At 74.8% G+C, this 18,641-nt stretch carries 19 protein-coding genes; 9 read left to right on the top strand and 10 right to left on the bottom strand.

Going from position 1 to position 18,641, the window contains the following annotated elements; genetic code table 11:
* Positions 1-97 precede the first annotated feature (97 nt).
* Entirely contained in the window at positions 98-1,255 is a 1,158-nt protein-coding gene (gene serC / locus PU704_RS11385) for a phosphoserine transaminase (RefSeq protein ID WP_380112405.1), read from the top strand.
* Here serC and PU704_RS11380 read toward each other — a convergent pair.
* From PU704_RS11380 to PU704_RS11370, 3 genes are all read right to left on the bottom strand, one after another.
* Positions 1,252-2,487: an MFS transporter gene (locus tag PU704_RS11380; protein WP_277551446.1), complete on the bottom strand. Its 1,236-nt coding sequence runs from the start codon at positions 2,485-2,487 to the stop codon at positions 1,252-1,254. The genes serC and PU704_RS11380 overlap by 4 nt on opposite strands.
* Before the next feature lie 53 nt (positions 2,488-2,540).
* Positions 2,541-3,089, bottom strand: coding sequence for a DUF3027 domain-containing protein (locus PU704_RS11375; protein WP_053004716.1), 549 nt, complete (start codon positions 3,087-3,089; stop codon positions 2,541-2,543).
* A 63-nt stretch (positions 3,090-3,152) separates the two neighbouring features.
* Positions 3,153-3,536: a cold-shock protein gene (locus PU704_RS11370; protein ID WP_047802053.1), complete on the bottom strand. Its 384-nt coding sequence runs from the start codon at positions 3,534-3,536 to the stop codon at positions 3,153-3,155.
* A 154-nt stretch (positions 3,537-3,690) separates the two neighbouring features.
* On the opposite strand from PU704_RS11370, the gene PU704_RS11365 reads away from it, so the two are divergent.
* From PU704_RS11365 to PU704_RS11345, 5 genes are read left to right on the top strand one after another with little or no spacing between them, the layout of a single operon-like run.
* The gene (locus PU704_RS11365; protein WP_075871757.1) at positions 3,691-3,948 is read left to right on the top strand and encodes a hypothetical protein; all 258 of its coding nucleotides are present in this window, start codon (positions 3,691-3,693) and stop codon (positions 3,946-3,948) included.
* Positions 3,949-3,951: 3 nt separating this feature from the next.
* Positions 3,952-6,030 carry a helicase-associated domain-containing protein gene (locus PU704_RS11360; protein WP_277551445.1) on the top strand — a complete coding sequence of 693 codons (2,079 nt, stop codon included), beginning with the start codon at positions 3,952-3,954 and terminating at the stop codon, positions 6,028-6,030.
* On the top strand, positions 6,030-7,700 hold the full coding sequence (locus PU704_RS11355) for a DNA repair helicase XPB (protein WP_277551444.1): 1,671 nt from the start codon (positions 6,030-6,032) through the stop codon (positions 7,698-7,700). Before PU704_RS11360 ends, PU704_RS11355 begins: the two co-directional genes overlap by 1 nt.
* 42 nt (positions 7,701-7,742) lie before the next feature.
* On the top strand, positions 7,743-8,465 hold the full coding sequence (locus tag PU704_RS11350) for a response regulator transcription factor (RefSeq protein ID WP_062736432.1): 723 nt from the start codon (positions 7,743-7,745) through the stop codon (positions 8,463-8,465).
* An 11-nt stretch (positions 8,466-8,476) separates the two neighbouring features.
* On the top strand, positions 8,477-9,943 hold the full coding sequence (locus PU704_RS11345; RefSeq protein ID WP_047802059.1) for a sensor histidine kinase: 1,467 nt from the start codon (positions 8,477-8,479) through the stop codon (positions 9,941-9,943).
* A 9-nt stretch (positions 9,944-9,952) separates the two neighbouring features.
* Here the strand turns inward: PU704_RS11345 and PU704_RS11340 are convergent, their stop codons facing one another.
* The 7 genes from PU704_RS11340 to PU704_RS11310 all read right to left on the bottom strand — a co-directional run bounded on the left by PU704_RS11340 (position 9,953) and on the right by PU704_RS11310 (position 15,664).
* Positions 9,953-10,945 carry an RNase H family protein gene (locus tag PU704_RS11340; protein WP_277551443.1) on the bottom strand — a complete coding sequence of 331 codons (993 nt, stop codon included), beginning with the start codon at positions 10,943-10,945 and terminating at the stop codon, positions 9,953-9,955.
* A gap of 43 nt (positions 10,946-10,988) precedes the next feature.
* Entirely contained in the window at positions 10,989-11,696 is a 708-nt protein-coding gene (locus tag PU704_RS11335) for an MgtC/SapB family protein (protein ID WP_075871753.1), read from the bottom strand.
* 163 nt (positions 11,697-11,859) lie between these two features.
* Positions 11,860-13,491 (bottom strand): chaperonin GroEL, encoded by a 1,632-nt coding sequence (gene groL / locus PU704_RS11330; protein WP_047802062.1) that lies wholly within the window; start codon positions 13,489-13,491, stop codon positions 11,860-11,862.
* A gap of 251 nt (positions 13,492-13,742) precedes the next feature.
* Positions 13,743-14,342: a GNAT family N-acetyltransferase gene (locus PU704_RS11325; RefSeq protein WP_047802063.1), complete on the bottom strand. Its 600-nt coding sequence runs from the start codon at positions 14,340-14,342 to the stop codon at positions 13,743-13,745.
* A gap of 82 nt (positions 14,343-14,424) precedes the next feature.
* The gene (locus tag PU704_RS11320; protein WP_047802064.1) at positions 14,425-14,643 is read right to left on the bottom strand and encodes a hypothetical protein; all 219 of its coding nucleotides are present in this window, start codon (positions 14,641-14,643) and stop codon (positions 14,425-14,427) included.
* Entirely contained in the window at positions 14,640-14,966 is a 327-nt protein-coding gene (locus PU704_RS11315; RefSeq protein WP_047802065.1) for a DUF3263 domain-containing protein, read from the bottom strand. Before PU704_RS11315 ends, PU704_RS11320 begins: the two co-directional genes overlap by 4 nt.
* On the bottom strand, positions 14,963-15,664 hold the full coding sequence (locus PU704_RS11310; protein WP_047802066.1) for an SDR family oxidoreductase: 702 nt from the start codon (positions 15,662-15,664) through the stop codon (positions 14,963-14,965). Before PU704_RS11310 ends, PU704_RS11315 begins: the two co-directional genes overlap by 4 nt.
* Positions 15,665-15,774: 110 nt before the next feature.
* Between PU704_RS11310 and PU704_RS11305 the strand changes: the two genes are divergently transcribed.
* The 3 genes from PU704_RS11305 (at position 15,775) to PU704_RS11295 (ending at position 18,579) form a co-directional block, all read left to right on the top strand.
* The gene (locus PU704_RS11305; RefSeq protein ID WP_075871752.1) at positions 15,775-16,863 is read left to right on the top strand and encodes a YihY/virulence factor BrkB family protein; all 1,089 of its coding nucleotides are present in this window, start codon (positions 15,775-15,777) and stop codon (positions 16,861-16,863) included.
* Positions 16,864-16,993: 130 nt separating this feature from the next.
* Positions 16,994-17,671, top strand: a complete 678-nt coding sequence (locus PU704_RS11300; RefSeq protein WP_075871751.1) for a uracil-DNA glycosylase — start codon at positions 16,994-16,996, stop codon at positions 17,669-17,671.
* Between the two features lie 26 nt (positions 17,672-17,697).
* Positions 17,698-18,579, top strand: a complete 882-nt coding sequence (locus PU704_RS11295; protein ID WP_075871750.1) for a siderophore-interacting protein — start codon at positions 17,698-17,700, stop codon at positions 18,577-18,579.
* Positions 18,580-18,641 lie beyond the last annotated feature (62 nt).

Genomic DNA, 18,641 nt, shown 5'->3' with positions numbered 1-18,641 from the left:
CGGGGCCCGGGTCCGGGTGGGGCAGAATGGGCCGGGGCCCGGCCGTGCACGCCCCTGCACCACCACCGCCGCGCCCGCCGCCCGCCGCACGTCCGTCATGAGGGAGCACCCGTTGTCCGCACACGTCACCATCCCCCAGCACCTGCTCCCGGCCGACGGCCGGTTCGGCGCCGGGCCCTCCAAGGTCCGCCCGGAGCAGGTCGACGCCGTCGCCCGGGCCGGGGCCGGGCTGCTCGGGACCTCCCACCGGCAGGCCCCGGTCCGGCGGCTCGTGGGCTCGGTGCGCGAGGGCCTGGCGCAGTTCCTCCGTCTGCCCGAGGGCCACGAGGTCCTGCTCGGCCTCGGCGGGGCCACCGCCTTCTGGGACGCCGCCGTCTTCGGGCTGGTCGAGGCCAAGGCCCAGCACCTGGTGTTCGGCGAGTTCGGCGCCAAGTTCGCCCAGGCCACGGACGCCGCGCCGTTCCTGGAGGCCTCCTCCGTGGTGGAGACCCTGCCCGGCACCCGTCCGGAGCCGCGGGCGGAGGACGGCGTGGACGTCTACGCCTGGCCCCAGAACGAGACCTCCACCGGGGTGGCCGCCCCCGTGGTCCGGCCCGCCGGCATCGCGGACGAGGCGCTGGTGCTGGTCGACGCCACCTCGGCGGCGGGCGGAATGGCCGCGGACCTCTCCGCGGCGGACGTCTACTACTTCTCCCCGCAGAAGAACCTGGGCTCCGACGGCGGGCTGTGGCTGGGGGCCTTCTCCCCCGCCGCGATCGAGCGGATCGAACGGATCGGCGCCTCCGGGCGCTGGGTCCCCGACTTCCTGAAGCTGACCACGGCCCTGGAGAACTCTCGCAAGGACCAGACCTACAACACCCCGGCGCTGGCCACGCTGGTGATGCTGGACGAGCAGCTGCGCTGGCTCAACGACCGGGGCGGCATGGCCTGGGCGGCGGCCCGCACGAAGGAGTCCTCCGACCTGGTCTACGCCTGGGCCGAGGCCTCCCCCTTCGCCGCCCCCTTCGTGGCCCGCCCGCAGGACCGCTCCACGGTGATCACCACGGTGGACTTCGACTCGGGCGTGGACGCCGCCGCCGTGGCCGCCGTGCTGCGCGCCCACGGCGTGGTGGACGTGGAGCCCTACCGGAAGCTGGGGCGCAACCAGCTGCGGATCGCCACGTTCGTCTCGATCGAGCCCGACGACGTCGCGCGGCTGCTGGCCTGCGTGGACCACGTCGTCGACCGGCTGCGCGCGGCGGACGGCGGGCGCTAGGGAGCCGCCCCCGGGGACGCCGCCCCGGCCGCGGGGCCCCGGGCGCGCAGCCGCAGCCAGAACAGGGCGCCGACCAGGGCCCCGCCGAGCCCGGCGGCCACGGCCACGCCCATGCCCCACCGCGCCCCGAGGGCGTCCGTGATCCACCCGACCACGGGCGCCCCCACCGGGGTGCCGCCCATGAAGATGGCCATGTAGAGGCTCATCACCCGGCCGCGCATCACCGGGGAGGTGGTCGACTGCACATAGGCGTTGGCGGTGGTCATGATCGTCAGGGAGGACAGCCCGCACGGGACCAGCCACAGCGCGAACACCGTCAGGGTGGGCGCCGTGGCCGCCCCGAGGCAGCTGAGCGCGAAGACGGCGCTGCCGCCGTAGACGTAGCGCAACCGGGCGCTGCGCCGCCGGGCCGAGAGCAGGGCGCCCGCCACCGTGCCCACCGCGAGGACCGAGTTGAGCACCCCGAAGGTCTCCGGTCCGCGGCCGAACTCGGGGCCGGCCATGGCGGCCAGGAACACGGCAAAGTTCAGCCCGAAGGTGCCGATGAGGAAGATCGTCACCAGCACCGCCACGATGTCGGGACGGCCGCCGACGTAGGCGAGTCCCTCCCGGATCTGCCCGCGCCCCCGCCCGGAGCGCGGCATCCCGCGCAGCTCCTCGGACCGGATGGCGAGGATCGCGGCGAGCATGGCGCCGAAGGTGAGCGTGTTGAGCAGGAACACCCACCCGGAACCGATCGAGGCCACGAGCACGCCGGCGGCGGCGGGGCCGATCATCCGGGCCGCGTTGAACGAGGTGGAGTTCAGGGCCACGGCGTTGGAGAGGTAGTCGTCGTCGACCATCTCGGAGACGAAGGTCTGGCGCACGGGAGCGTCCGCGGTGGACGCGACACCGAGGGCCAGGGCGAAGGCGTAGACGAGCCCCAGGCTCGCCACCCCGGCCAGCACGGCCGCGCCCAGTCCCGCCGCGAGCGCGGCCATGGCGGTCTGCGTCCACAGCAGCAGGCGGCGCCGGTCCAGCCGGTCGGCGAGCACCCCCGCCCAAGGCGCCAGGAAGAGCTGGGGCAGGAACTGGAGGGCGGTCACCACGCCCATCGCGGTGGCGTCGTGGTCCGAGAGCTCGTCGAAGACCAGCCAGGACTGGGCGGTGCGCTGCATCCACGTGCCGATGTTGGACACCAGGGCGCCCAGGAACCAGATGCGGTAGTTGCGGAAGCGGAAGGACCGGAACATGCCCCGGGCGGGATCGGGGGCGCCCGCGGCCGCGACGCCGCTCCGCGGGGCGCTCAGGGCCGTTCGCCGTCCGGCGACGGCACGGTCCCGTCCTGCGGGCCGGACCCGGGCTCGTCGCCGCCCGCGGCCGGCTCCTCGGCGGCGGTCCCGGGGGCCTGGTCGGCGGGTGCCGCCGCGGCCTCCTCCTCGGCGCGCTCCTGCTCCTCCTGGGCCTTCTCCTCGGGGCTCACACGCTCGGACCAGGGCACCCACTCGGGGGCCAGCAGGGCGTCCTCCCCGGGCAGCAGGCCGACCTCGCAGACGGTCACCGTCCTGCTGCGCGGGGCCCGGGCGAGGCTCGCGAACCAGTTCCAGCCGCGGTAGCCGGGCAGGGTGCACTCGAAGAGGTGGACGACCAGCCGGTCCTCCTCGACCTGCACGCGGTGCCCGGGACCGATCTGCTGAGGCTCCGCGATCTGCTCCACGCCGGCACGGGCGGTGGCGGTGTCGGCGATCAGCAGGGCGTCCTGCTTGGGGGCCCGGCGGCGGGCCGGTCGCGCCGGGCGGGCAGGAGGCTCGGGGGCCGCCTCGGCGGGCGCGTCCTGGACGGTCTCCTCGGTCACTGCTGGTCTCCCTCGGGGTGAGTGCTGGGTGGGGCGCCCGGGCCGGGGCCCGGGCCGGTCGGCTCAGACGTCCAGGTTGTCGGCCACGGTGCGCAGGATGGCGGCGATCTTCCGGCCGTGCGCGGAGTCCGGGTAGCGGCCGCGGTGCAGCCCGTTGGACATCTCGTCCAGGAGCTTGATGAGGTCCTCGGTGATGACCGCCATCTCCTCGGCCGGTTTGCGGACGTTCTTGGCGATCGACGGCGCCCGGTCCAGGATGCGCGCGGACAGCGCCTGCGCGCCGCGCCGCCCCTGGGCCACGCCGAACTCCATGCGCGTCCCCGGCTTCACCGTGGTGGCGCCCGCGGGCAGGGCCGAGGAGGGAAGGAACACCTCCTGGCCGTCGTCGGTCGCCAGGAAGCCGAAGCCCTTCTTGGAATCGAACCACTTCACCTTGCCGGTGGGCACGCTGTCTCCCTCGTCGTCGTCCTCGTGGAAGGGCGGCCCCGCCGTCCGTGCTGCCGGGCCACCCTGTGGAACCTCCCATTCTAGCCCTGCCGCAGGCGCCGGGACGCCCGCGGACGCGGTCACGGCGGGGTCCCCGGCTCGCTATTCTGGACCCATGCCTTCCCACGACGACCGCGCCGCCACGCCCGAGGACCGCCCCGCCCGCCGCCCGGGGGTCGACGTCCTCGGCGCCGCCGCGGTCGTGCTGGGCCTGGTCTGCGCGGTGTGCCTCGGGCTGTTGCTGGTGCTGAAGGCCGTCGGCGCGGACCCGTGGGACGGGCTGACGGTCATCCCGTGGTTCGTGCTGCCCGTGGCCTTCCTGCTCTTCTGCGCCGCCCTGGTGCGCTCCGTGCTGCGCCGGCGCCGGGCCTGACCCGTGGTCCCGGACGGACTGCTCCGGGACCTCGCGGCCCGCTCCCCCGGTGAGCTGGCCGCGCTGCTCGACGCGCGACCCGACGCCGTGCGCCCCGGGACGACGACGACCGCCGAGCTCGCCGAGGCACTGCTCTCCCGGGCGGGCCTGAGCCGGGCCCTCGACGAGCTCTCCCGGCCGGAGCTGGACGCCCTCGAGCGGGCCGTGGTGCTCGGCACCCCGGACGGTCCCGCCGGCCCGCTGCTGGCCGCCCCGCCGTGGGACCGGCTGCACCGGCTGGCCCTGGTCCACAGGGACGGGAACGCGCTGCGGCTCGTGCCCGGGGTGGCGGAGGCCCTGGGCCGCTACCCCGCCGGGCTGGGCCGCCCGCACCGGGTGCTGGCGGCCCGGGCGGCACGCCTGCGCGGCGGCGAGCCGGCGGCCCCCGCGTCCCCCGCGTCCCCCGCGGAGATCGTGCGCTGGCCCGCGCCGGTGCGGGAGGTGCTCGAGCGGTTCCGCTCCCGCCCGGTGGGCCTGCTGCCGGACGCGCTGCGCCGTCCGGACCCGGAGGCCGCCGCCGCCGCCCGGCCCGTGGACTGGCTCCTGGCCCGCGGCGTCCTGCTCCCCGTGGACTCCCGCCACGTCGAGCTGCCCCGGGAGTTCGGCCTCGCCCTGCGCGGGGGCGACCCCTGGGCCCGGTCCCCGCAGGACCCGCCCCTGCCCCCGGGCACGCGGGTGCCCGACCGGCTGCGGGACAACGCCGCCGCGGCGGCCGTCGAGCAGGTGCTGCGCCGGCTGGCCGCGCTGCGCGCCGAGCTGCGCGAGCGTCCCCTGACCACGCTGCGCGCCGGGGGGATCGGCGTGCGCGAGCTGCGCCGCCTGCGCACCGCCCTGGCCCTGGAGCACCCGGAGCTCGTGCGCCTCCTGGGCCTGGCCGAGCTCGCCGGGCTCGTGGAGCTCGACCCGGACACCTCCGCGTGGCGGCCCGCGCCGGCGCCCTTCGAGGACGCCGAGCGCCCCGAGCAGTGGCTGCACGTCGTCAGCTCGTGGTGGGCCGCCGACGTCGTGCCCTCCGCGGTCGGCCTGCCCCTGGCCGACGGCACGGTCGTGGGGGTCCTCACCCGCGGGACGCACTCCCCGGAGGCCCCGCCGGTGCGCCGGGCACTGCTGCGGGCCCATGCCGACCTCGCCGAGGCCGCGCCGGGCGGGCACGCCCCCGAGGACGTCCTGGCGCTCGCCCGGTGGCAGCGCCCGCGCCTGGCCCGCCCCCTCGACCGGTGGGGACCCGGCATGCTCGCCGAGGCGGCCGAGCTCGGCCTCGTGGGCGCCGACGCCCTCTCCCCGGCCGGGCGTGCGGTCGCCGCGGGCCGGGCCGAGGAGGCCGCCCGGGCGGTGGCCGGCTGGTTGCCCGCTCCCGCACGGACGGTGCTGCTGCAGGGCGACCTCACCGCCACGGCCACCGGCTACCTCGCCCCGCCCGTGGCCCGCGCCCTCGGCGAGCTCGCGGACGCGGAGGGCCACGGCCCGGCGGCCCGGCACCGCTTCACCGAGCGCTCCCTGCACCGGGCCCTCGACGCCGGGTGGGACCCGGAGAGCATCCTGGCGTGGCTGGCCGAGCACAGCCGCGGACCCGTGCCGCAGGCCCTGGCCTACCTGGTCGAGGAGGCCGGCCGGGACCACGGCCGGGTCCGGATCACCCCCGCCGACTGGGTGCTCACGGGTGAGCAGGACCTCCTCGAGGCCCTCGCCCGCTCCCCCCGCCTGGCGGGGCACCGGCTGCGCCGGCCCGCCCCGGGCGTGCTCGTGGTCACCGGGGACGAACCGGGTCCCGGCCGGCGCCGGGCGGGACCGGCGCGCGGGGGCAGTCTCGAGCAGCTCGTCGCCGCCGTCCGCGCCACGGGCACGGAACCGGCGGTGGAGACCGTCCGGCCGGCACCGCCGCCGTCCGCCGGCGACGCCGGCCCGGACCTGCTGCCGCAGGCGCCCGCCCCGCGCCACCCGGGGCCGTCGGCCGAGGAGGTCGAGGACCTGCTGGCCCGCCTCACCGGCGCGGACGACGTCCCGCCGCCGCCCGACCGCACCGACCCTGCAGGAGAGCACTGATGGGACCCCTGATCGTCCAGAGCGACCGGACCGTGCTGCTCGAGATCGACCACGAGGACGCCGACGAGGCCCGCCGCGAGCTCGCCGCCTTCGCGGAGCTCGAGCGCGCCCCCGAGCACGTGCACACCTACCGCATCACCCCGCTGGGCCTGTGGAACGCCCGCGCCGCCGGCCTGGACGCCGAACAGGTGCTGGACGTCCTGCTGACCCGCTCCCGCTTCCCGGTGCCCCATGCCCTGCTCGTGGACATCGACGAGACGATGTCCCGCTACGGCCGGCTCGTGCTGGAGAAGGACCCCGTGCACGGGCTCGTGCTGCGCTGCCACGACGCCCCCGTCCTGGAGGAGATCGCCCGGCACCGGAAGATCGCCCCGCTGCTGGGCCCGCGGATCGACGGGGAGACCACCGTGGTGCACGCGAGCGCCCGGGGCGAGCTCAAGCAGCTGCTGCTCGCCGTGGGCTGGCCGGCCGAGGACCGGGCCGGGTACGTGGACGGCACCCCGCACCCCATCTCCCTGACGGAGACGGACCCCGTCTCCGGCGAGGCCTGGGCGCTGCGGCCCTACCAGCGCCGGGCCGTGGAGAACTTCTGGGCCGGCGGCAGCGGCGTCGTCGTCCTCCCGTGCGGCGCGGGCAAGACGCTGGTGGGCGCCGCGGCGATGGCGGCGAGCTCGACGACCACGCTCGTGCTGGTCACGAACACCGTCTCCGCCCGGCAGTGGAAGGCGGAGCTGCTGCGCCGGACCACCCTGACGGAGGACGAGATCGGCGAGTACTCCGGGGCGCTCAAGGAGGTCCGCCCCGTCACCATCGCCACCTACCAGGTGCTCACGGCCCGCCGCGGCGGGACCCACCCCCACCTGGAGCTGCTCGACGGCCACGACTGGGGGCTGATCGTCTACGACGAGGTGCACCTGCTGCCCGCCCCCGTCTTCCGGATGACCGCCGAGCTGCAGGCCCGGCGCCGGCTGGGCCTGACCGCGACCCTGGTGCGCGAGGACCACCGGGAGGGGGAGGTGTTCTCGCTCATCGGCCCGAAGCGCTACGACGCCCCGTGGCGGGAGATCGAGGCCCAGGGGCACATCGCCCCCGCGGACTGCGTGGAGGTGCGGGTGCAGCTGCCCGTCGGGGACCGGATGGCCTACGCCTCCGCGGAGGACGCCGACCGGCACCGGCTCGCCTCCTCCTCCCCGCACAAGCTCGACGTCGCGGCCCGCCTGGTGGCCCGCCACCGCGGGGAGCCGGTGCTGGTGATCGGGCAGTTCCTGGACCAGCTCGACGAGCTGGGCGCGCTGCTCGACGCCCCCGTGCTCAAGGGCAGCACGAGCACGGCCCGGCGGGAGCGGCTCTTCGCCGCCTTCCGCGCCGGGGAGCTACCGGTGCTGGTGGTGTCCAAGGTCGCGAACTTCTCGGTGGACCTGCCGGAGGCCTCCGTGGCGGTGCAGGTCTCGGGCGCCTTCGGCTCCCGCCAGGAGGAGGCCCAGCGCCTGGGGCGGCTGCTGCGGCCCAAACGGGACGGCCGCCCGGCCACCTTCTACACGGTGGTGGCCCGGGACACCGTGGACGCCGACTACGCCGCCAAGCGCCGCCGGTTCCTCGCCGAGCAGGGCTACGCCTACCGGATCCTCGACGCGGCCGACCTCGCCGCCTCCGGCGAACTCCCCGGGTAACAGCGAACTGCGTTCAGACGGCTCTCAGGGTGTTCCGAGAAAATGGTGCCTGTGAAGAACGAGAACCCCGAAGCGAAACTGCTCGTCGTCGACGACGAGCCCAACATCCTCGAGCTGCTGGCCACGTCCCTGCGCTTCGCCGGCTTCGAGGTCGTCACCGCCGCCAACGGCCGCGACGCCCTGGCGAAGGCGGAGTCCGAGGACCCGGACCTCGCGGTGCTCGACGTCATGCTCCCGGACATGGACGGGTTCTCCGTGACCCGCAAGCTGCGCGCGGCCGGGCGGCACTTCCCCATCCTCTTCCTCACCGCCAAGGACGAGACGGAGGACAAGGTCACCGGGCTGACCGTGGGCGGCGACGACTACGTCACCAAGCCCTTCAGCCTCGACGAGGTGGTCGCCCGCATCCGGGCCGTGCTGCGCCGCACCCAGCCCGCCGAGGAGGACGACTCGCGGCTGCGCGTGGACGACCTCGTCCTCGACGACGACGCCCACGAGGTCTTCCGCGGCGACCGGGAGATCGACCTGTCCCCCACCGAGTTCAAGCTGCTGCGCTATCTCATGCTCAACCCGAACCGGGTGCTGTCGAAGGCGCAGATCCTCGACCACGTCTGGGAGTACGACTTCAACGGGGACGCCTCCATCGTGGAGTCCTACATCTCCTACCTGCGGCGCAAGATCGACAACGACCCCGAGCTGCCGCCGCTGATCCACACCAAGCGCGGGGTCGGCTACCTGCTGCGGTCCTCGCACAAGCACCACTGACCCGGTCCGGGATGCAGACCCTGTCCTCCCGGTGGCGCTCGGCGTCGCTGCGCTCGCAGCTGATGGTGCTGACGGGCGTGCTGCTGGCGCTGTCCATCCTGGTGACCAGCTTCGTGGCGATCTCGGTGCTGCGCACCTCGATGCTCAACGGCATCGACGGCGAGCTGCGCGACTCCGTCCGGACGGTCTCCGCGGTGCTGGTCGCCGACCTGCAGGGCGAGGAGGGCGTGCAGGTCCCGCACGCGGGCTATCTGCTCGACGCCGAGGGCGCCGTGGTGGCCGAGGCCGTCAACACCCCGGACGGCGTGCACACGCTGCGCCCGGACCTGTCGAGGATCGACCTCGAGCACGTCGAGGAGAATCCCCTCGAGGCGGCGACCGTGGGCTCCGTGGGCGCCCCGGACCGGACCTGGCGGGTGGTCACGGCCAAGCCGCAGCGGCTGGACCTGGTGGTGGCCGTCGCGGAGCCGCTCGACGACACCAACGCCATGCTCAGCGCGGTGACGCTGCTGACGCTGAGCTTCGGGGTGGCGACCCTCTTCGCGGCGATGGCCGTCGGCTGGGTCCTGGTCACGCGCGCCTTCGCGCCGCTGCACCACGTGGAGCAGACGGCCGCCCGGATCGCCGAGGGCGACCTCTCCCAGCGCATGGAGGGGTACAACCGGCAGACCGAGATCGGCCAGCTCTCCGCGTCCCTGAACACGATGCTCGGCCACATCGAGGACGCCTTCGAGGCCCGCACCCGCTCCGAGGGCAAGCTGCGCCGGTTCGTGGCCGACGCCTCCCACGAGCTGCGCACCCCGCTGGTGACCATCCGGGGGTACTCGGAGCTCTACCGGCACGGCGCCCTGCAGAAGCCCGAGGACGTGGGCAGCGCGATGGCCCGGATCGAGTCCGAGGCCAAGCGGATGACGCAGCTCGTGGAGGACCTGCTCATGCTGGCCCGCCTGGACGAGCGGCGCCCCGCCGAGAACGTCGACGTGGACCTGCTCCACCTCGCCTTCGACGCCGCCGGCGACGCCCATGCCTCCGACCCCGACCGGCGGATCGAGGTCGTGGGCCTGCAGGGCGCGGGGCCCGTCTCGGCCTGGGTGCACGGCGACGAGTCGCGGCTGCGCCAGGTCGTGGCCAACCTGGTGACCAACGCCCTGCGCTACACCCCCGACGGCAGCCCGATCGAGATCGCGGTGGGGGTGGAGCGCTCGGTGGACGAGACCTTCAACGCGGTCCTGCAGGTGCGCGACCACGGCCCCGGCATCCACGGGCCGGACGCGGAGCGCGTGTTCGAGCGCTTCTACCGGGCCGACTCCTCCCGCACCCGCGAGACCGGCGGCACGGGCCTGGGGCTGTCCATCGTGGCCGCGATCGTCCAGCAGCACGACGGCACGGTCCGCCTGACCGAGACGCCCGGCGGCGGGGCGACGATGACCGTGCGCGTGCCGGGCATCGAGCGGGCCGACGACGCCCCGGAGGTCTGAGCGGGCCGCTCAGGACTCGTCGGTGCCCTGGTGGAAGCGCAGCTGCCAGGGCCCGAGTTCGGCGCGGGAGTCCTCCCGGACCCACAGCGAGCTGCGCAGGCTCGGGCGGTCCCCCGCGACCAGGCGGTAGACCAGGTGCACGGCCGCAGGGCCGAGCTCGGTGGCGGAGAGGACGTGCACGTCCACCGGGCCGAGCCCCGGTTCGCGGGAGAGCCGGTCGAGGACCTCGGCCCGGGAGCACCACGTCCCCGAGGTGCCGATCTCGGCGAAGGACTCGTGGAGCAGCTGGCCGACCCGCCCGGCGTCGGCGCGGACCTCCGGGCGCAGCAGGTCCCGCTCCAGGGCCTGGACCGTCTGCGCCGCCGACCGCCCGCGGGCCAGGTCCTCCTCGTGGGCGAGCAGCTCGCTCAGCAGGTCCGGGTCGTGGCGGTCCTCGGGCGCCACGGGCGCCGGGAGGCGTCCCGCCGCGGCCGCGCGGTCCGGGGACGCGGTGCGGCCCCGCGGGCTCCCGGCGGCCCGCGCCGGGGCGCTTCCGGCGCCCGGGAAGCCGGGGCCCTCCGGCGCCGGCCGGCCGGTCTGGAACGCGGTGGCGACCGCGCGGGCGCGGGCGTCGGCGGCCTCGTTGAGCTCGTGGCCGGCGTGGCCCTTGACCCACTCGAAGCGCACGTCGCGCCCGGCCATGGCGGCGTCCAGGGAGCGCATGAGCTCCACGTTCAGCACCGGCTTGCCGTCCTTCTTCTTCCAGCCCTTCTTCTTCCAGCCCGGCATCCACTTGGTGATCGAGTTGATGACGTACTGGCTGTCGCACAGCACCCGCAGGGGCTCCTCGGGGCGGTGGGCCGTGGACTCGAGCAGGTCGAGCACGGCCTTGAGCTCGCCCATGTTGTTGGTGCCGTGCGGCCAGCCGCCGGCCCGCCAGGTGTCGTCGTCGATGTACCAGGCCCACCCGGCGGGACCGGGGTTGCCCAGGGCGGAGCCGTCGGCGGCAGCAGTGATCGTCATGGCGTCCATCTTTTCACGGCCCCGGCGGCGCCCCGGACCGCGCTCAGTCGCCGCGGTCGTCCTCGAGACGCTGCTGGGCGACGTCCCGCACGCCGTCGATCCCGGAGAGCTGCACCGCGGCCGTGCGCAGGTCGGTCTTGCCCTCGAGCCGCAGCAGCAGCTCCACCTCGGGCCGCCCCGGGCCGCCGATCCGGCGGCTGGAGACCACGGAGGCGCTGAGCTGGAGCTCCTCGACCACGGCCAGCACCTCCCGCAGCACCCCGTGGCCGTCCGCGTAGCGCAGCCGCAGTCCCTGCGGCGCCACCATGCGCGGCAGCCGGCGGGACAACGGCCCCAGCGCCACGGCGGAGAGCAGGTGCAGACCGGTGGCGACGACCGCCAGAGGCACCAGCCCGGCCCCGCAGGCCATGCCGATGGCCGCCGAGAGCCAGATGCTCGCGGCGGTGGTCAGCCCGTGCACCACGTCCCGGTTGGTGAAGATCACCCCCGCCCCCAGGAAGCCGATGCCGGTGACGATCTGCGCCGCCACGCGGGAGGGGTCCGGGCCGGCGTCGATGCCCGGCAGCGCCCCGAAGCCGTAGGCGGAGACCAGCGTGAACACGGCCGAGCCCGTGCCGACGAGGGCGTGGGTGCGCAGCCCGGCGCTCTTGCGCCGCAGCCGCCGCTCCAGGCCCACGAGCGCGGTGAGCCCGAACGCCGCCACCACCAGGGCCAGCTGAACCGGGACCCGGTCCCAGTCGGCGAAGTCCATGGCCGCTCCTCCCCGCGTGGTGACTCGATTGAACACCAAGTCCGCGTGCTGCGGAACGGGCGGCCGCTGCGGGCGGGGGAACGACGACGGGCCGGGCGCCCCGGAAGGGGTGCCCGGCCCGTGCCGGATGCGTGGCTCGCACGCTCGACGGGTCAGCCGTCGATCACATCATGCCGCCCATGCCGCCCATGCCGTCGTCGGCACCGGCGCCGGCGCCCGCGGGCTCCGGCTTGTCGGCCACGACGGCCTCGGTGGTGAGGAACAGCCCGGCGATGGACGCCGCGTTCTGCAGCGCCGAGCGGGTGACCTTGACCGGGTCGTTGATGCCCGCGGCCATCAGGTCCTCGTACTCGCCGGTGGCGGCGTTGAGGCCGTGGCCCAGGTCCAGGCCGCGGACCTTGTCGACGACCACGCCGGCCTCGAGACCGGAGTTGATGGCGATCTGCTTGAGCGGGGCGTCGATGGCGACCTTCACGATGTTCGCGCCGGTGGCCTCGTCGCCGGTGAGCTGCAGCTTCTCGAACGCCTTCTGGCCGGCCTGGATCAGGGCGACGCCGCCGCCGGCGACGATGCCCTCCTCCACGGCCGCCTTCGCGTTGCGCACGGCGTCCTCGATGCGGTGCTTGCGCTCCTTGAGCTCGACCTCGGTGGCGGCACCGGCCTTGAGCACGGCCACGCCGCCGGCCAGCTTGGCCAGCCGCTCCTGCAGCTTCTCGCGGTCGTAGTCCGAGTCCGAGTTGTTGATCTCGGCGCGGATCTGGGCCACGCGGCCCTCGATCTCCTCGGCGGTGCCGGCGCCGTCGACGATGGTGGTCTCGTCCTTGGTCACGACGACCTTGCGGGCCTGGCCCAGCAGGTCCACGGTGGCGGTCTCCAGGGAGAGCCCGACCTCCTCGGTGATGACCTGGCCGCCGGTGAGGATGGCGATGTCGGCCAGCTGGGCCTTGCGGCGGTCGCCGAAGCCGGGGGCCTTGACGGCCACGGACTTGATGGAGCCGCGCATCTTGTTGAGCACCAGCAGGGCCAGGGCCTCGCCCTCGACGTCCTCGGCGATGATCAGCAGCGGCTTGCCGGCCTGCATGACCTTCTCGAGCACGGGGACCAGGTCCTTGACCGCGGAGATCTTGGAGTTGACCACGAGGATGTAGGGATCCTCGAGGACGGCCTCCTGGCGGTCGGCGTCGGTGACGAAGTAGCCGGAGAGGTAGCCCTTGTCGAAGCGCATGCCCTCGGTGAGCTCGAGGTCCAGGCCGAAGGTGTTGGACTCCTCGACCGTGATCACGCCCTCCTTGCCGACCTTCTCCATCGCCTGGGCGATGAGGCGGCCGATCTCGGGGTCGCCGGCGGAGATGGACGCGGTGGCGGCGATCTGCTCCTCGGTCTCGACCTCCTTGGCGGAGGCCAGCAGCTCCTCGGTCACCGCGGCGACGGCCTTCTCGATGCCGCGCTTGAGGCTCAGCGGGTCCGCCCCGGCGGCCACGTTGCGCAGGCCCTCCTTGACGAGCGCCTGGGCCAGCACGGTGGCGGTGGTGGTGCCGTCGCCGGCGATGTCGTCGGTCTTCTTGGCGACCTCCTTGACGAGCTCGGCGCCGATCTTCTCGTAGGGCTCCTCGAGCTCGATCTCCTTGGCGATGGACACGCCGTCGTTGGTGATCGTGGGGGCGCCCCAGGCCTTCTCGAGGACCACGTTGCGCCCGCGCGGGCCGAGGGTGACCTTGACGGCGTCGGCCAGGGTGTTCAGACCCCGCTCGAGACCGCGGCGTGCCTCTTCGTCGAAAGCAATCATCTTTGCCATGTGACTTCGTCCCTCCTGGACGGTAGACAAACGGTCGACCTCCACGGTGCCCGCGACGGACGGCGCGCACGGCGGCGGGCTCTTCCCGACGCCGCACGGCACCTCACCGTGGTGGTTGAGGTGTCACTCCTGTGCCGGTGGCTGCCCGGGCCGGGCCGGGGACCGACCCCTTAGCAGTCCGCACGACTGAGTGCTAATCGCAATCTTGGCACTCGTCCGGGGAGAGTGCAAACCCCCTGAGCCGGTGTCGCTCAGCCCTGCCACTCCTCGCGCAGCAGGCCGTAGATCATCCGGTCGTAGTACTCGCCGCCGACCCTGCGGGCCCGGCGGAGCCGGGCCTCCTCGGTGAAGCCGAGCTTCACGGCCACCCGGCACATGCCCACGTTGCCGCTCCAGGTCTCGAGATCGAGCCGGTGGGAGTCGGAGCGGGCGAAGAGGTGGTCGATCCACAGCCGCATCGCCTCGGTGCCGTAGCCGCCGCTCCAGTGCTGCGGGGAGTAGACGGTGATGCCCAGGGAGCGCAGCGGCAGCAGGTGCGTGCCGGTCCCGGGGTCCTCGGTGGGCTTCTCCGACCAGTACCAGGACACCTGCCCGATGAAGCGGCCGGTGGCGGCGTCCGCGATGACCATGGTCTCGCGCGGGTCCGGCCAGTCCTGCGCGGTCACGTGCGCGCGCAGGGTGGTGAGCCAGCGCTGGGCGCCCTCCGCGGTGAAGTTCGGGTAGAACGGCCCGTCCGTGCGCTGCCACTCGTGCTCGCCGCCGCCCTCGGGCGGCATGATCCACGTCTCGTACGCGGCGAGGTCCTCCTCGGTCCAGTCACGGAGGTGGACTCGGCTGCCTGCGATCTGCACGGTGCTTCCTTCCGGGGCGTCTGGCACGGGGTGCGGGGGCCGGGTGCGGGTGCCCGGGTCCCCGGTGGTGGGGCGGTGCCGGTCAGGGCTGCGGGGACGAGACGGCCGGGGCGGGTGCCGGGTCCGCGGCGCCCTCCAGGAACGCGTACGCCCCCACGCCGAGGGTGAGCAGACCGGCCACGACGATGGCGGTCAGCTCCCCCGCGCCCACCCGGGCGGTCGGGCGCAGCCCGCGGTGGGCGCCCTGGCGCGGGCCGTCCTCGGGGACGTCGTCGAACTCGTCGGGCGGGTACTGGCTCATCCGAGGTCCCCGCGCTGCCGGCGCAGCCGGCCCACGAGCATCGGGTCGTGCTCGAGGGCGGCGCGGCTGTCGATGAGGACGTTGAGCCGCTGGTAGTAGTGCGTCGGGGAGAGCCCCAGGCGGCGCCGGATCTCCATCTCCTTGGCCCCCTGGTACTTCCACTGCAGGTTCTCGATCGCCAGGATCTCCCGGTCGGTCTCGTCCAGCCCCGGGCCGGCCCCGGCCGGGGCCGCGTCCGCCCCGGGATGCTCCCCCGCCGCGGGGTCGTCCCCGGTCGGCTCCTCCGCCGCCGGGTCCTCGGCGGCGGCGTCCTCCCCGGTCACCGGGACTCGGCCCGGGGCCGCAGGGTGACGGTGGTCAGCTGCGCGTCCTCGCCGGCGTCCACGACGGCGCGCACCGCCGCGGCCACGGACTCGGGGCGGATGTAGCGCTCGGGCTCGTACTCGTTGCCCAGACCGGCCTGGATGTCCCGCTGCATCTGGGTGTCCACGGGCCCGGGGTGCACCGAGCTGACCACGATGCCGTCGGCCTCCACCTCCTGGCGCAGGGAGTCGGCGAGCGCGCGCAGCGCGAACTTCGAGGCGGCGTAGACGGCGTCCCCGGCGCGTGCGGTGAACCCGGAGCCCGAGTTGAGGAACACCACCGTGCCGCGGGTCGCACGCAGGGCGGGCAGCAGGAGCCGGGTCAGCTCCGCCGGGGCCACGACGTTGAGCTCGAGCTGGCCCCGCCAGTCGTCCACCGAGGCCGCCGCCACGGTGGTGCGGCCGGCGCGGGCCGCCGAGTGCACGAGGACGTCGACCCGGTCGAGGCCCTCCAGCGCGGCCGGCAGCCGGGCGAGGTCGGTGAGGTCCGCGGCGCGGACGGTGACGTGGGGCAGCTCCGCCAGCTCGGCGAGACGGGCGGGCTCGCGGCCCAGGGCCACGACGTCGTGGTCCCGGGCCAGGTCGGCCACGCACGCGCGGCCGATGCCTCCGGTGGCCCCGGTGACGACGGCGACGGGTCGGGGATCGGTTGCGCTCATGCGCCCACTCTAACCAGTCCCCCGCCGGTCCCGCCCGCCCCGGACCGGAGGCACCGGGACGGTGGCGGCCCCGGTATCCTGGCCCGCAGCCGACCACGCGGAGGATCCCCATGGCAGTCGAAACCGAGACCTCGGGGGCCCCCGGGGAGGACCCGGACAGCGCCGAGAAGCCGTCCTCGCCCACCCAGATCAGCAAGCCGTCCTGGAGCTACGTGCTGCGCCGGACCGCGCACGAGTTCCGCCGCGACGAGTGCACGGACTCGGCCGCGGTGATGACCTTCTTCGCCGTGCTCTCGGTCTTCCCGGCCCTGCTCGCCGTGGTCTCCCTGCTGGGCGTGGTCGGCCAGGCCGAGGCGACCGCCGAGACCCTCCTCCGGCTGCTGCACGAGTTCGGCGTGCCGGACCAGGCCGTCGCCGTGGTCGAGGGCCCGGTCCGCGAGCTGGCCGGGTCCCCCTCGGCGGGGCTGACGCTGGTCACCGGACTCCTCGGGGCCCTGTGGACCGCCTCGGCCTACGTCCGGGCCTTCGGCCGGTCCATGAACCGGATCTACGAGGTCGAGGAGGGCCGGCCGTTCTGGAAGCTCTACCCCCTGATGGTCGGGATCACGCTGCTCCTGGTGGTCCTGGCCGTGGGCATGATGCTGCTCCTGCTGCTCTCCGGGCCGGTCGCCGAGCGGCTGGGCGAGCTGGTGGGCCTGCCCGGGAGCACCCTGCGGCTGTGGCAGGCGGCACGGGTCCCGGTCATGCTGGCCCTGCTCGCCTTCATGGTGGTCCTGCTCTACTCCACGACCCCGAACGTCCGGCAGCCCCGGTTCCGCTGGCTCGGCATCGGCTCGGTGACGGCGATCGCGGTGATGGCCGCCGCGACGGCCGGCTTCAGCTACTACGTCTCCAGCTTCGGCAACTTCAACGCGACCTACGGCGCCATCGGCGGGGTGATCGTGCTGCTGCTGTGGATCTGGATCATGAACACCGTGCTGCTGGCCGGGGCGGAGTTCAACGCCGAGACGGAACGGGCCCGCCAGCTCCAGGCGGGGATCGCCGCCGAGGAGAACCTGCGCCTGCCCCCGCGCGACGTCCGGGCCGCGCGGAAGCTGCGGCAGAAGGAGCAGGAGCTGGTGGAGGAGGGCCGCGACCTCCGCCGCCGGTACGCGGACGTCGACTACCGCGAGGCCGCCGGCCCCGAGCGACCGGCCTAGAGTGGTGCCCGGGCGAGGGACGCACCTCCCCGCCCGGCCGGCCACGACCCTGCCGGGCGGCCACAGGCACACCGTCACAGACACCGAGCACCGACCACCCATCACCGACCACCGACCACCGAGGAGCAGCGTGAGCGAGCCCCAGCCCCTGGACACGATCATGGCCCCCGACTGGGCCGAGGCCCTGGCCCCGGTGGAGCCGCAGATCCGGCAGATGGGCCGGTTCCTGCGCGAGGAGCACGCCGACGGGCACCGGACCCTCCCCGAGGGGTCGGCGGTCTTCCGGGCCTTCCAGGACCCGCTGGAGCAGGTCCGGGTGCTGGTCGTCGGCCAGGACCCCTACCCCACCCCGGGCCACGCCATGGGCCTGTCCTTCTCCGTCCAGCCGCACGTGCGCCCGGTGCCGCGCTCCCTGCAGAACATCTACAAGGAGCTGCAGGACGACCTCGGCATCGACCCGCCCGAGCACGGGGACCTCTCCGCGTGGTCGCGGCAGGGCGTGATGCTCCTGAACCGGGTCCTCACCGTGCGCGCGGGCGCCCCGGCCTCCCACCGCGGCCGGGGCTGGGAGGCGGTCACGGAGCGGGCCATCCAGGTCCTCGCCGCCCGCGACCACCCGCTCGTGGCGATCCTGTGGGGCAACGACGCCCGCAGCACCGCCAAGTGGCTGGACGGGCACCCCACGGTCGAGTCCGCGCACCCCTCTCCGCTGTCCGCCTCCCGCGGCTTCTTCGGCTCCCGGCCGTTCTCGCGCACCAACCACCTCCTGGAGGAGCAGGGCACGGACCCCGTCGACTGGCGGCTCTGAGCCCCGGCCCCGCTAGGGTGGAGCGCATGACGACGACGCCCGGGTCCGCTCCCGCACGCCCCCGCAAGCCGCAGCTGAACCTCACGGTGCGCCGGTGCGAGCAGCTCTCCCCGTCGATGGTCCGGGTCGTCCTGGGCGTCGACGAGCCGGAGCGCTTCCAGGACATCGCCCCTCCGGAGAAGTACGTCAAGCTCGTGTTCCTCGGCCCGGCCGCCGAGCACGCGGCCACCGGGCACCCGGTGCCCGGGCGCCCCGCCCCGGGGCCGAACCCGGACTACTGGGCGCTCAAGGAGTCCCTGCCGCCCGAGCACCAGCCCGTGACCCGCCACCTGACGATCCGGCGGTGGATCCCGGAGCGCGCCGAGCTGTGGATGGACTTCGTGCTGCACGGCGACGAGGGCTGGGCAGGGCCGTGGGCCGCCCGCGCCGAGCCCGGGGACCGGATCATCGCCCTCGGCCCGGGCGGCCGGTGGACGCCGTCCGCGGAGGCGGCATGGACCCTGATCGCCGCCGACGACGCCGCGATCCCCGCCGCGCTCGCCGTCCTGGAGGCCCTGCCGGCGTCCGCGCACGGCGAGGTGGTGCTGGAGGTGGACTCGCCCCGCGACGTCCTGCCCGTGACGGCCCCGGCCGGCATGGCGGTGCGCTGGGTGTTCCGCCGGGACACGGCCGAGGGCGTCCCCGCGCTCGTGCGGGCGGTGCAGGAGGCCGGCTGGCCCGCGGCGCCCGAGGGCGTGCAGGTCTTCGCCCACGGGGAGCGGGAGGCCATGAAGGCCCTGCGCGACGAGCTGTTCGGGCGCCGCGGCCTGGAGCGCGACCAGGTCTCGCTGTCCGGCTACTGGGCGCGGGGCCGCACCGAGGACGTGTTCCAGGCGGAGAAGAAGCTGCCCGTCGGCATGATCCTCTGAGCGGTCCCGGGCACCGCCGCCCGGACGCTCAGCGGCGCCGGTTGCGGCGGGTGCTCGTGCCG

This window comes from Kocuria oceani, assembly GCF_029524215.1.
Lineage (GTDB): Bacteria > Actinomycetota > Actinomycetes > Actinomycetales > Micrococcaceae > Kocuria > Kocuria oceani.
The sequence above is the reverse complement of the archived record's forward strand: the minus strand, read 5'-3'. Positions and strand labels throughout refer to the sequence as shown.

Excerpts from the sequence above, each read along its gene's own strand:
- PU704_RS11335 (WP_075871753.1), bottom strand. The coding sequence starts at position 11,696 with ATGGACTTCGCCGACTGGGACCGGGTCCCGGTTCAGCTGGCCCTGGTG.
- PU704_RS11380 (WP_277551446.1), bottom strand. The coding sequence starts at position 2,487 with ATGTTCCGGTCCTTCCGCTTCCGCAACTACCGCATCTGGTTCCTGGGC.
- PU704_RS11350 (WP_062736432.1), top strand. The coding sequence starts at position 7,743 with ATGGTGCCTGTGAAGAACGAGAACCCCGAAGCGAAACTGCTCGTCGTC.
- PU704_RS11340 (WP_277551443.1), bottom strand. The coding sequence starts at position 10,945 with ATGACGATCACTGCTGCCGCCGACGGCTCCGCCCTGGGCAACCCCGGT.
- groL (WP_047802062.1), bottom strand. The coding sequence starts at position 13,491 with ATGGCAAAGATGATTGCTTTCGACGAAGAGGCACGCCGCGGTCTCGAG.
- PU704_RS11295 (WP_075871750.1), top strand. The coding sequence starts at position 17,698 with ATGACGACGACGCCCGGGTCCGCTCCCGCACGCCCCCGCAAGCCGCAG.
- PU704_RS11365 (WP_075871757.1), top strand. The coding sequence starts at position 3,691 with ATGCCTTCCCACGACGACCGCGCCGCCACGCCCGAGGACCGCCCCGCC.
- serC (WP_380112405.1), top strand. The coding sequence starts at position 98 with ATGAGGGAGCACCCGTTGTCCGCACACGTCACCATCCCCCAGCACCTG.
- PU704_RS11355 (WP_277551444.1), top strand. The coding sequence starts at position 6,030 with ATGGGACCCCTGATCGTCCAGAGCGACCGGACCGTGCTGCTCGAGATC.
- PU704_RS11305 (WP_075871752.1), top strand. The coding sequence starts at position 15,775 with ATGGCAGTCGAAACCGAGACCTCGGGGGCCCCCGGGGAGGACCCGGAC.
- PU704_RS11345 (WP_047802059.1), top strand. The coding sequence starts at position 8,477 with ATGCAGACCCTGTCCTCCCGGTGGCGCTCGGCGTCGCTGCGCTCGCAG.
- PU704_RS11310 (WP_047802066.1), bottom strand. The coding sequence starts at position 15,664 with ATGAGCGCAACCGATCCCCGACCCGTCGCCGTCGTCACCGGGGCCACC.
- PU704_RS11320 (WP_047802064.1), bottom strand. The coding sequence starts at position 14,643 with ATGAGCCAGTACCCGCCCGACGAGTTCGACGACGTCCCCGAGGACGGC.